Here is a 12613-nt window from a genome sequence, read left to right on the forward strand (position 1 = left end):
AACGCGGTTTTCGTCTCCAGCACCCTCATTGGCCTCTAGCCTGCGCCAGCCCGGCGTGCACCGCTGGGCGCCAGAACCGACTTTGTGACGCGACAAGGAACTCCTGAACCCATGCTGATCCGTCCCCGCCATCCTCTTGTGCCCGAGGCCTACGACCGGCGGCCCTATCTTGGACGCCTGGTCAAGGGTGCCCGGCAGGAACTGAAGTTCGCGCTGCGCGCCCGCCATCCCGTGCCGAAGAACAAGTTCATGATTTTTGCCCAGGGGAGGACCGGCTCGACCTTGCTGACATCGACGCTGGACCGGCACCCTGACATCCGCTGCGATGACGAGATCCTGATCGTGCCGCGCGCCTTTCCCCGGCGCTTCGTCGAGACCGCCGCGCGGCAGGCCCCCGCCAAGGCCTACGGCTTTCACGTCAAGATCAGCCAGCTGCACGCCTGGCAGCGCATCCACGACATCGCTGACTTCCTGCGCGAGATGGAAGAGGGCGGCTGGAAAATCATCTACCTGTGGCGCGAGAACATCCTGCGGCAGGTTGTGTCGAACGTCTTCGCCGAAGCGGCGGGAACTTACCACATGGACGGGGGCCAGACGCGGCCGACCTCGGTCGTCCTGCCGCTTGACCGGCTGGCCTTGGAAATGAACTGGCGCACAAACCTGCATGTCGCCGAACAGGCCGCGGTGCGGGGCCGGAACGTCTTCGAGATCGTCTACGAGCGCGACCTGCTGGAGCCCGCGCGCCAGGCTGAAACCTTCGCCGCCCTGCAACAGGTCATCGGCGTCAGCGGCGTGCCGCTGGAGCCGCGGCTTAAGAAGATGGTGGTCGCGCCCCTCTCCGAACTGCTGTCGAACTACGACGAGGTCGCGGAGTGGATTGCCGCGCGGCCCGACTACGCGCGCTTTCTGGAAACGTGAGAGCGCCGAATGCAGCCAAGCGTCAGCATCATCATCCCCTGCTACAACAAGCGCGCATATGTGGCCGCAACGATCGAAAGCGCCTTGGCCCAGACTCACCGGTCAGAGATCATCGTCGTTGACGACGGCTCGACCGATGGCAGCCTCGACGAGATCAAACGCTTCGACGGACACGTGAAATGGGTCACCGGGCCCAACAGGGGGGGATGCGCAGCCCGTAACACGGGGGCAGAGATGGCGTCGGGCGAATACCTGCAATTCCTCGATGCCGACGATATCCTGCCGCCGGACAAGATCGCCCGCCAACTTGCGGCGCTGTCCGATGCTCCCGAAGGCAGCGTTGCCTTTTGCCCCTGGCGTGTTCTGCACGATGACGGACGCATCGACGCCCCCGATCCACGCCCCTATTGGAAAAGCTACGATCAGGGCATCGACTTCCTGCTGGACATGTGGCTGCACGGGGGTTTCTTTCCGACACATCCCTGGCTGGTTCCGCGCACGCTGGCAGAGGCCAGCGGCCCGTGGAATACCGAACTGGCGGCCGATCAGGACGGGGAGTATTTCGGGCGTCTCCTGACACTTTCCGGGCCCGCGCTGTTCTGTACGGACACCGACGTTCAGTATCGAAGCCCCCCGGAGGGGGCCGTCAGCCGCGACAAGTCTCGCCGGGCCGGTGAAAGCCGCCTGCGCGCCTTTGACGTCGTGGCCGAGCGGATCCTTGCCCTCCGCAACGACCGTGCCGCGCGCCGCGCCTGTCTCAGCCGGATCCGCAAGACCGCCTATGCCCTGCGAGAGTTCGACGACATGGTTGCGCGGGCTGACGTATGGGAAAGGCGCTTGTCGGTCTTTGACTTCAGTCCTTCCCTACCGCCGATGGCGCGGGGGCTGGTTGGCCTCTTGGGAATAAAGCGCGGACTTCGGGCCCGGGCATTGCTAAAGAGCTGACCGAAAGCCCGTCAGAGTAGACACGGAAACCGCACGCATGTTCCACCACACCCGCCAGACCCTGATCCACACATGCGCCTTGCAGATGCGGCGACTGAGGTATGGCCGTCCCAAGGCAAAAGTCCTTTGCGTGGGCTTTCAGAAAACCGGCACAACATCGCTGCAGTACGCCTTGTCCTTGATGGGCTATCGCGTGGCCGGGATCATGGACGCAAATCCGCATGACACGCCTGAGGCCCTGCACGCCGAAGCGCTCCGCTTGCTGCCGCAGTTCGACGCCTTTGCCGACAATCCCTGGCCACTGTACTTTCGCGAGTTCGACACCATGTTTCCCGGCGCGAAGTTCATCCTGACCACCCGTGATCCGGACAAATGGTACACATCCGTCTGCAAGCATTTCGGCGAAAGCGGCTCGAAGATGCGAGGCTGGGTTTATGGCGCAGCCACACCGGTGGGCAACAGGCAGGCCTATGTCGACCGGCTTGTCGATCATCAGCAGGCCGTGCGCGCGCATTTCGCCGACCGCCCCGATGACCTGCTGGAGTTCGACGTCTCGGCCGGGCATGGCTGGGCCGAACTCTGCAGCTTTCTGGACCGTCCGATGCCGCGCCGGGATTTCCCGAAACTGAACACCGCCGCGATGCGTGCCTGACCGAAAAGGGAAAGCCCAGATGAACTACCGCCCCGACATCGACGGATTGCGCACGATCGCGGTGCTGCCGGTCGTCTTCTACCACGCCGGGATCGCCGGGGTGACCGGCGGCTTTGTCGGCGTCGACATCTTCTTTGTCATCTCGGGCTTCCTGATCACCACCATCATCCACCGCGAGCTGGCCGAGGGGCGGTTCTCGGTCATCCGGTTCTACGAACGCCGCGCCCGGCGCATCCTTCCTGCACTCTTTGCGGTGATCGTCGCCAGCCTGGTCGCAGGCTGGTTCCTGCTGACCCCGGCGGACTACGATCACATGGGGCAGTCGATCGTCTCGGCGCTGCTTTTCGTGTCGAACATGTGGTTCTGGCGCAACTCGGGCGGTTACTTCAGCGGGGCAACCGACTACCTGCCGATGCTGCACACTTGGAGCCTGGCGGTCGAGGAGCAGTTCTACATCTTCTTCCCGCTGCTCCTGATGGCGCTGCACCGTTTCGCCCGCCGCCTGCTGCTGCCGACGATCCTGATCATGGTCGCCGGATCGCTGGTGCTGGCAATCTGGGCGACGCCGCGCATGCCAAGCCCCTCCTTCTACTTGCTCCCGACCCGTATCTGGGAACTGGGGATAGGCTCTCTGCTGGCGCTGGGGTTGCTGCCTGCGGCGGCCCCCAGGGCGCTGCGCGAGGCAGCCGGCGCATTGGGTCTGGTGGCGATGCTGGCGCCGGTCTTTCTATATGACAGCAGGACAGAGTTCCCCGGACTGACCGCCCTGCCCCCGGTGCTGGGGGCGGCGGCGCTGATCTGGGCGGGTACGGCGGGGCCGGTTCTGGCCTCGCGCCTCTTGGCGCTGCGCCCGATGGTCTGGATCGGGCTGATTTCATATTCACTCTACCTCTGGCACTGGCCGATCATGGCCTTTGTCCGCAACCGGACCTTCTCGGTCGAGATGGAGCCCGCGCTGCAGGTCATCACCATCGCCGCCTCGGTGCTGGCGGGCTGGCTCAGTTGGCGCTTTGTCGAGCGTCCCTTCCGCGTGCCGGTCCGCGAGGGCGGCCTGACCCGGGGCCGGATTTTTGCCCTATCGGGGATCGGCATGGCGGGCCTCGGCGCGCTGGCCGGTGCCGTCGCGCTGACTGGCGGTATGGCGACGCAGCGGTTTTCGACAGAGCAGCTTGCGGCAATCCCGCCAGCATCGCTGCGCAACCCGTACCGCGCGACATGTTTCGGCGCCCGCCCGGCCACGGAGTTCTGCACCTTTGGCAACAGCGATCCCGAGGTTCCGGTCACCTGGTTTCTCTGGGGCGACTCCCATGCGGATGCGTTGCTGCCCGCGCTGATCGACATGGCCGAACGCGAGGGGGTGAAACTTGGCTTCGCGGGCCATTCCGCTTGCGGCCCGCTACCCGGTCTGGGCCGCACCGACGTCCGCGAACAAAAGGTCCGCAGTTGCCTACGGCACAACCGCGTCGTGCTGGATCACCTGCGGCAAACCTCTGCCATCACGACCGTGTTCCTGGACGCACGCTGGGCGCTTTATACGGATGGCAAATACTCGTCCTCCGACGACGGCAAGGGCGAGGTGGTCCTTTACCTCGACGGCCAGCCCGTGCCCAAATCCGTCGACCATGCCCGCAACGTGTCCTTGCTGAAGGAAGTTCTGGAACGCACGGTCACCGAGATCACCGCCCCCGGCAGGCAGATCGTGCTGGTTGGCGGCACGCCCGAGGTGCGTTGGAACGTGCCCACCCGGCGAACCGCGGAAATCCTGTTCGGCTGGCCCCTGCCGTTGGCGCCGTCCCCCGCCGATGTGGCCGCCCGTCAGGCCGCGGCGAACGCCATTCTGGACGGCGTCGCCGCAAGAACCGGCAGCCTGCACGTGCCCTTGGCCGCGCCCATGTGCGATCCGGAATGCGTGTTGTTCGACGAAGCCGAGATGTACTACGCCGATGACGATCACCTCTCGCCGCTTGGTGCAAGGCTGCTGGCGCAACCCCTGCTCGAAGCGGCGTTGGCGGGGGTCTCGGGGATCCGGAACGCCGAGGGCAAGATCGACCCATGACCGCCCTCTCCGTCGTCATTCCCGCCTTTCGCCCGCAGGGCTTCACGGCGCTGACCCGCTCCATGAGCGCCAATGCCGATGTGGACGCGGAATGGATCGTGGTCGATGACGGATCGGGCACCAAGTACGACGCGGTCTTTGCCACCCTGCCCGAGGGCGTGCAGCTGATCCGCCTGCCGCAGAACCGCCGTCAGGCGGCGGCGCGCAATGCGGGACTGGCGCAGGCGCAGGGCCAGTGGATCAAGTTTCTGGATGCGGATGACGAGTTGGACGCCGGCCATCTGGCGGCGCTGTTGGAACGGACCGGGCAACAGGATATGGCCATCCCCTTTGCCCCGACGAAACACGTCTTTGCCAATGGCACGACCCATGTGAACGACAGTTGGCGCGACCTGCCTGCAGACAGCGCCGCGCAGTACCGCCGCCAGATTGTGCGGCCCTTCCTGCACCACTGCGGCGCGCTCTACCCACGGGATCTGGTGACCCGGCTGGGCGGCTATGACGAGAGCCTGATCACCGATGAGGACGGCGACCTGCTGTTGCGCATCCTGCACGCGGGTCATTACTTTGTCCCTGTCGAAGGGGTGCATTACCTCTATGTCCATCACGATGGCGGCCCACGTGTGTCGGCCGATGACGACATCGCCAAGATGCAGGCCCGAATCCGCGCCTGTGACAAGGTGGCGGAGCGCTTCGACGGGCGGATGCCGCCCGATCTTGCAAACGCGCTCGCGCAGCGCATGGACAAGATCGCCATGACCTACTGGACAGCTTTCCCAGCCGAGGCCAAGGCGCTGATCGCCCGCGCCCGCCGGGTCAGCCCGGATTACACGCCAGATATGCGCGGCCCGCTGCGCCTGTTGCGCGGGATCGGCGGCCCGGGCATGGTCTTAGCCGCGCAGGGCCTGTACCGACGGCTCAAGGGGCGGCCGAAGGGAGGGGCGCAGGGATGAAACTGCTCGCCATCAGCGAACACTATTATCCCCGCGTCGGCGGCACAGTGAACTATGTGCATGAAACGCTCTGCGCCTTGACGGCTCTGGGCGTCGAGGCAGAGCTTTTGGTGCCGGGTCCGGCGCCGGATGGCTGGCTGCCGAAAGGTATGACAGAACCACCTTATCGGATCACATGGATCAACGCGGGATACCCGGCCAAGGGCGATCCGACCCGCGAACAGCGCTACTCATTCTGTCGTCAAGTGAACGAACTTGCTGCACAGCGCGCGGAAGGCCCCGGCCGACCTGACGTCTTGCACGTCCTCTTCGGGCTTTTCGTCATGGAAACGCTGGAGACCGAAAAGCTGCAGCAGTTCGGGATACCTTCGGTGGCTTCGGTCATGAACGTACCGCCGATGGAATGTCGACAGATTGCGCAGAACGCGCCCCTGCAAGCACAGATGAAAGAGGCGCTGCGGCTCAAGATCGTCACGGTGAAGAATAATTACCGCCTGAGGCGGCACAGGTATGCCCGCTATTTCGCAATCTCTCCGCCGGTTGGCGGGCTCTTGGCTCCTATCGTCGGCGCGGAACGGGTAAAGGTCATCGGGCTGGGTCCGACCAGTGAGTTGCATGCGCAAATGTCGCCCCCCGCAACGCGCCGCCCCGAAGGGCCGGTACGCTTGCTGACTGTCGGCGGCTATGCCCCTCATAAACGCCAGCACATCATACCGGAGACCGCGACCCGCCTGCGCGACGCAGGCGTGGATTTCATCTGGGAGGTGGTTGGCCCCTCGGGTCGTGTCCGCGGCTATTTCGATGACATCAAGGCAGAGACCAAGGCACGCGGGTTGCAGGATCGGGTCGTCTTGCACGACAGCGTGCCGTTTCGGGATCTTGGGTCTCTTTACGACCGTGCGAACATCTATGTTCAACCCTCGACCGAAGAGGGATTTTGCCTGACGGCACTCGATGCTGCTGCCGTGGGTATGCCCGTCATCGGCTGCCGTGCCGGGGCTTTGCCCGATATCATTGCGGCCTCTGGCGGGGAGCTGGTCCCAAGTGCCCCGAAACCGCTGGCGGACGCGATTGTCGATTTTGTGCAGGGCGATCGCTGGCAGGACCCCGCCGCGCAGGCCGAGCATGTAAAGGCCCTGTTTTCATGGCGCCGGGCCGCTGTCGAATTGAAAGCCCAGTACGACAGGCTGACCGCATGACCGATCCGCTGCGCGTCCTCTTGCTGACGTCAAGGTTGTCTCCGGCGGCGGGGGGACTGGCGGTTTCCGTACCCGGTCTGGCGCACAGCATCGACCCTTTGCCGGGCATGGAGATGCATGTCATGGGCACGCGCGACCCGATGAACCCCGCAGCCTCCAATGCATGGGGTCCGCGTGTGGAGGCTTTTGATGTCAAGGGACCGCAGACCGGGCAATACGCGCCGGAGATGGCTGCAGCAATTATCGAAATGGCACCCGACATCGTGGATGCGCAGGGGCTCTGGACCTACCCGTCGCTGGTCAACCTGCGCCACGCGCGCAAGACCGGCACGCCCTATATCGTCACGCCTCGAGGGATGCTTGATCCTTGGGCGCGCCGCAATTCCGCGTGGAAAAAGAAGATCGCCGGGGCCTTGTTCGAACATGCTCACCTGAAAGGCGCCTTTGCCCTGCGCGCCACGGCCGAGATGGAGGCGCAGCATTTTCGCGACATGGGACTGTCGAACCCGATCGCTGTGGTGCCGAACGGGCTGAACCTGCCTGAACTGGCACCGCGCAGCGATGGCCCATTGCGATCCGTCCTGTTCCTCAGCCGCATTCATCCAAAGAAGGGCGTGGATTACCTGCTGCGCGCTTGGGCTGCGCTGCAATCTGATTTTCCGGATTGGGAGATCGTCATCGCCGGCATCGACGAAAACGGCCACGAAGCCGAGCTGAAGGCGCTGACCGAAAAGCTGGGCCTGCCCCGCGTCCGTTTCGTGGGGGAGGCGCATGGTGCGGCAAAGGAAAAACTGTACCGCGACGCCGACCTTTTCGTGTTGCCCACCCATGCCGAAAACTTTGGCCTCGTCGTGGCGGAGGCGCTGGCACAGGAAACCCCGGTGATCACCACGCGAAACGCGCCGTGGCAAGGGCTGGAAACGCAGGGCTGCGGCTGGTGGATCGACCTTGATCAGCACTTGCTGACGGAAACCATGCGCGCGGCCTTGTCCCGTCCCGCGCCGGACCTGGCGGCAATGGGCGCCAAGGGCCGCAACTGGGTGCAGCGCGATTTCGCGATGACGCGGGTCGCCGAAAGGATGCGGGACGTTTACCTCTGGGCCGCAGGGCGCGGCCCCAGACCGGAGTGCCTGCATGACTGATCCTGTCCAAAGGCTCGACCTGTTCGAGAACCCGGAGTTCGACCGGGGCGCGTCGAAACTGACAGAACTGCTCTGGATGATGGTTCAGGGATTGGTGTTCGGTTCTTGGCTGCCGGGTTCCGGCTGGCGGGCGAAACTGCTGCGCGCCTTTGGTGCCAAGATCGGGCAGGGGGTCGTGATCAAACCGCATGTGCGCGTGAAATTCCCCTGGCGACTGTCCGTCGGGAACCAAGTCTGGATCGGAGAGCGCGTCTGGATCGACAACCTTGCGCAGGTCACGATCCAAGATCACGCCTGCATCTCTCAGGGGGCATACCTTTGCACCGGCAGCCATGACTGGACCGATGCAAAGTTTGCCCTGATCACCCGGCCCATCACCATCGGGCAGGGGGCCTGGGTGGGTGCGCGTTCCAACGTGGCGCCGGGCTGTGTGCTTGAAGACGGGGCGGTCCTTGCCATGGGCGCGCTGGGCAGCGGGCAGCTGGCGGCCATGACAGTGTACCGCGCCGACGGCAGCACCCGGCCGCGCCTGCCGCAAAAACCGAACACCGCGCCAGAAGCCGGTGGCTAGGCGCAGCGCCCCGTTCTATCATCGCCGGGTCGCCCGTCCGCGACCCATCCCTTGCGACACCTGATCCAAAGCGGAGTACCCCATGGTTTTCGGTTACACCCCTCTGGACCCGCTGATCGTCCTGCTGGGGACGGGATTGGCCGCATGGTTCCTGAGCAAGAGGCCGGTTCGGCTGATGGCCTACCTGCCCTCGGCGCTCAGTCTTTACTTCTTCATTCCCACGATCACGCTGCTGACCCTGTGGCAGACGGTCCCCATGCTGCTGACCGCTCGGGCGCTGCTGCTTGGAAAGCTCAAGGCGCCGCCCTCCGCGAAGATCCTTGTCGCGCTGTTCGGACTGGCATTCTTTCTGTCGGCGACCTTTGCCGTGCTTGCTGGCGATGACAGCGTGCGCGCGCTGATCCGCGTGATCTACTACATGGGAATCTTCGCGCTGTTTTCCTTCTGCTACGAAATGGGCCGCAAACCCGAAGCGCTGCGGCTTTTGTTGCGCGGACTGGTGGGCATCGGCATCGTTCTGGCGCTTTACGGGGCCTACCAGTTGATCGCGACACCGCTTGGCCTGCCGGTTCGTGGCATTCTGCGCGGCACCCGGGGCGCGGAAATGGCCTTTGAATACGGGTTCGTCCGGATCAATAGCCTTGCCAATGAGCCCAAGCGTCTGGGGTACGTGCTGTTCTGCGCGACATTGGCCTGTTTCGCCCTGGCCCGGATGGAACCGGGTCGCGCCCGGTTTCTGCGGATCACGGCGATCTTTATCCTGATTATTTCGCTGTTCACCTTCGCCGGGTCCTACTTTGCCACCATAGTGATGTTTGGCCTGTGCGCGCTGGTTCTCTACCCGTCCAGGGCAACGCGCTATGTCTTTGGCGCGTTGGCGGTGATCGTTGCCGGCATCCTTGCCTTTCCCGACGCGGGTATTCTGGAGGCAATCCAGCACGGTTATCAGCGTCGTGTTTCCGAGGTCGAAATCGGGCTGGACGGTTTCAGGGTGTACCGGCAGGAATTCTACGCCTGGGACTACCTGGCCAATCACCTTGGGGCCAATTTCACCGGGGTTGGGCTGGGCCAGTATTTCATTACGCTGTACCGGGAGTACGGCGTCGGCGTGGGGTTCAATGAATACGGCGGTCTGCAGCCGCTGAACTCCAACTTCCTGGAGATCCTGTTTGACCTTGGCGGCGCGGTGGCCGTCCTGTTCTACCTCGCGATCCTCGCGCTTGTCTGGAATTTGCGACAGGCGGGAGAGCGCTTTCTCTGCCTTGCCCTGTTGTTCGTCACCATCCAGAGCCTGACGATCCTGACCCTGCAGTGGATGATCCTCTTTGCAGGGGTCGGGGCGGCGCGCCTTGTGGCACGACGCGCCGCCCCGTCATCCGTTGACCCGGCAGCGTCAAACCCGGACCCGGCCGAAGGTGTTCACCCGATTACTTGACGTCGTAATAGGCCTTTCCGTAACCGGAATAGGCCCCGTACCGGTCGCCGTGGCCGTAACGTCTCATCCCTGCGGCGTCGATCTGGCTCAGGACAAGGCCTGTGATCGGAACATTGACCGACGCCAGTTGCCGGATCGACTCGGTGATCTGGTCGGCGCTGGTACTATTCCAGGCGACGGAGAAAAGCAGCGCATCGGCGAATTGCCCGAGGACACGCGCATCGGGTACCGCAAGAACCGGCGGCGTGTCGATGATGACAAAATCATAGCTATCGCGCAGCTCTTGCAAGAATTCCGCGAAGGCAGAGGAAGAAAAGATATCTGCGGCATTGGCTGACGACTTTTCGCCGAACAGCAGGTCGATGCCCATCTGGCCATCGTGCACCACAGCCTCGGACAGCGTTTTGCGCCCTTCGAGGACGCTCAAGAATCCATCGGAATTGCGATCAATATCGAAGTATTCGAACAGGGTCTGTCGCCGGATATCGCCTTCCAGCAGCAGGACACTTTTACCCAGCCCGGCAAAGTTATGCGCCAGTGCAATCGCGTTCGTTGTTTTGCCTTCTCCCGGGACGGCAGAGGTGGACAGGATGATCTGTGGCGGGTTGTCTAGCGAAGACATCACCACAGAAGTGCGCAGATTTCGATACGCTTCGACGGCGGAAGATGTTGGGTTCTCGATCAGAAACGGGATCAATTCCTTCCGATAACCGATCTTCAGGCGCGGGATTTGGCCGATCACCGGCAGGCCGGACTTGCGTTCCAGCTCGCTCGACGTGCGGAAACCGACGTGCAGGTACTGTCGCGCAAGAATGAAGATCAGCCCGACCATGAAGCCGGAAATGGCATACATGGCCAGCATCCGGGATTTCTGCGGTGACACGTAGGCCCCGCCAGCCGCCAGGGACAGAATGCGACTGTCCGCCTGCTGTAGGCCCTGTTGCAGCGTGGTCTCTTTCAACCGGGTCAGAAAGGTCTCGTAAAGCGTACGGGTGGATTCGACTTCCCGCTCCGCCTGACGCAGCTGGACCAGTTTGTCGAATTCGGAGTTAACTTCTTGTTCCGTCGCCTCAAGCGAGGCTTCAAGCGAACGCAGTTGTGCCTGGCTTCTTGCAATATCGTTCTCGATCGACTGCAGCCGCGTATCAGCGCGGGTCAAAAAGGTTTCGCGCGTCTCACCTGTCAGGTTGCCGCCGGACTGGCTCAGCAACCGTGTCAGGATCGGGTCGTCGAAGTTCAGGGCAATCTCTTTGGGGTCGCCGCCGGTCCGGATGGTGCGCAGGTTGGTCAGCTGCGTCTCGCTCGCCTGCAGGTCGGCCCGTCCGCGATCCACCCGATCGCGCAAGTCACGGACCCGCTGGTTCAGCAGGTCTATGCCCTCTTCGCTGACCAGATCCATCTCGGAGCGCATGAGCTTGATCTGGTCCTGACGGTCGGCCAGTTCCGCTTCCAGCTCGATCACACGCGCGGACAGCCACGCGGTCGCATTTTCGGTGGCCTGGAATTTCACGTCGATCTGATCGGCGATATAGGCCTTGGCCAACGCATTTGCGATGTGCGCGGATTTTCCGGGGTCTTCAGTGATGACGCGGAGGTTGAAGATGTAGGTGCCGTTCTGGATTGATGCCGTCACGGCGCCATACAAGGCACCGATCGCCCGGTTGACGGACCCGCGGTCATCCGGATCGACCACCCCGCGCGGTTCGACCCCCCGCACCAATTCGCGCAGCTGCGCCTTGATGCCGGCCATGGAATAGGGGGCAACATCTCTCAGCGCGCCGTTGAATTCCGGATCCCGGTTCAGCTGCAGCTCATGCACAACGTTTTCAAGGATGGTGCGGGACTTGATCACCACCAGTTCGGTGTTCATGGCGGTATAATCAGACGAAACGCCCGAAATCACGCTTGCCAGATCGACGACCTGCTGGTTGCGCACCTGAAGCGCAAGCGACGTGGTGGCCGCGTATTTCGGCACCGCGACGAAATAGGCTTGGTATCCGCCGATGATGATGCCCACCAGCACGCAGAACCCCAGAACCCACTTGCCACGCCAGACACTTTTCAGAAGGCCAAACAGGTCGATGGTATCGTCTTCTTGCCGTGCGCGGGCGGCAATCTCGGTGTTGTTCATCGAAGTGGTCCATGACTTCATGTTGATCGCACCCCGGCCTCATCCCACACCGCGTTTCGATACTCATCGGCCGGTCAAACGGGCGGCGTCGCCCTACCCTTTTTAAAGGGGAGGCCCGGAAAAGCGACCCCAATCCGAAGGGGAACACCTGTGAGCAGCACCCATCTGCTTATTGTTGCATTCGAATTCTGCGGGACTGGTAACTTGCTTTTGGTCACGGGTGCCTTTCCAGCGCGTACATGAAACATCAAGGCGATGCGATGTTCTATTGCCGCGCCCCGATCCGTCGCACCACCTTATGCCGCCGTTTGTCCGTGACAACCGGCATTGTCTGCTGAGCGTTACGATCCATCGTGTCATGGATGCCGCGCCACGCGTCAAATTCGGCATTGCAGTCCGCGGGCAAGCGCCGCGTCAGGTTGACAATCAGGTGGCCTCCGCCCATCGACGGCCCGATATTGTTGAGGCGCTGGGAGTGCAGCCATGAAGATTGCGATGATCGGGACGGGCTATGTCGGTCTTGTTTCCGGTGTGTGCTTTTCGGATTTCGGACATGAAGTTGTTTGCGTGGACAAGGATCCGCGCAAGATCGAGATGCTGGAACGCGGCGA

Annotated in this window: 11 protein-coding genes; 10 read left to right on the top strand and 1 reads right to left on the bottom strand. The window is 63.0% G+C overall.

What is annotated here, in order from left to right; all coding sequences use genetic code 11:
• Window positions 1-111 precede the first annotated feature (111 nt).
• The 9 genes from ACTXGA_RS17405 (at window position 112) to ACTXGA_RS17445 (ending at window position 9871) form a co-directional block, all read left to right on the top strand.
• Window positions 112-918, top strand: coding sequence for a hypothetical protein (locus ACTXGA_RS17405; protein ID WP_443395859.1), 807 nt, complete (start codon window positions 112-114; stop codon window positions 916-918).
• Window positions 919-927: 9 nt separating this feature from the next.
• Window positions 928-1863 carry a glycosyltransferase family A protein gene (locus tag ACTXGA_RS17410; protein ID WP_443395861.1) on the top strand — a complete coding sequence of 312 codons (936 nt, stop codon included), beginning with the start codon at window positions 928-930 and terminating at the stop codon, window positions 1861-1863.
• A gap of 37 nt (window positions 1864-1900) precedes the next feature.
• A complete protein-coding gene (locus tag ACTXGA_RS17415; RefSeq protein ID WP_443395862.1) occupies window positions 1901-2515 on the top strand; it encodes a sulfotransferase family protein in 615 nt (204 codons plus the stop codon).
• Between the two features lie 19 nt (window positions 2516-2534).
• Complete coding sequence (locus ACTXGA_RS17420; protein ID WP_443395864.1) at window positions 2535-4571, top strand: acyltransferase family protein; 2037 nt, start codon at window positions 2535-2537, stop codon at window positions 4569-4571.
• Window positions 4568-5524: a glycosyltransferase family 2 protein gene (locus tag ACTXGA_RS17425; RefSeq protein ID WP_443395866.1), complete on the top strand. Its 957-nt coding sequence runs from the start codon at window positions 4568-4570 to the stop codon at window positions 5522-5524. Before ACTXGA_RS17420 ends, ACTXGA_RS17425 begins: the two co-directional genes overlap by 4 nt.
• Window positions 5521-6723: a glycosyltransferase family 4 protein gene (locus ACTXGA_RS17430; RefSeq protein ID WP_443395868.1), complete on the top strand. Its 1203-nt coding sequence runs from the start codon at window positions 5521-5523 to the stop codon at window positions 6721-6723. Before ACTXGA_RS17425 ends, ACTXGA_RS17430 begins: the two co-directional genes overlap by 4 nt.
• Window positions 6720-7865: a glycosyltransferase gene (locus ACTXGA_RS17435; protein ID WP_443395869.1), complete on the top strand. Its 1146-nt coding sequence runs from the start codon at window positions 6720-6722 to the stop codon at window positions 7863-7865. The genes ACTXGA_RS17430 and ACTXGA_RS17435 overlap by 4 nt, the downstream gene beginning before the upstream one ends.
• Window positions 7858-8436, top strand: a complete 579-nt coding sequence (locus ACTXGA_RS17440; RefSeq protein WP_443395871.1) for a WcaF family extracellular polysaccharide biosynthesis acetyltransferase — start codon at window positions 7858-7860, stop codon at window positions 8434-8436. Before ACTXGA_RS17435 ends, ACTXGA_RS17440 begins: the two co-directional genes overlap by 8 nt.
• Window positions 8437-8518: 82 nt before the next feature.
• A complete protein-coding gene (locus tag ACTXGA_RS17445) occupies window positions 8519-9871 on the top strand; it encodes a hypothetical protein (RefSeq protein WP_443395873.1) in 1353 nt (450 codons plus the stop codon).
• Here ACTXGA_RS17445 and ACTXGA_RS17450 read toward each other — a convergent pair.
• Window positions 9864-12023, bottom strand: coding sequence for a GumC family protein (locus ACTXGA_RS17450; protein ID WP_443395875.1), 2160 nt, complete (start codon window positions 12021-12023; stop codon window positions 9864-9866). The genes ACTXGA_RS17445 and ACTXGA_RS17450 overlap by 8 nt on opposite strands.
• A gap of 462 nt (window positions 12024-12485) precedes the next feature.
• On the opposite strand from ACTXGA_RS17450, the gene ACTXGA_RS17455 reads away from it, so the two are divergent.
• The coding region (locus tag ACTXGA_RS17455) for a hypothetical protein (protein ID WP_443395885.1) at window positions 12486-12613 on the top strand (128 nt) is incomplete at its 3' end.

Source organism: Antarctobacter jejuensis, assembly GCF_052266595.1.
Lineage (GTDB): Bacteria > Pseudomonadota > Alphaproteobacteria > Rhodobacterales > Rhodobacteraceae > Antarctobacter > Antarctobacter jejuensis.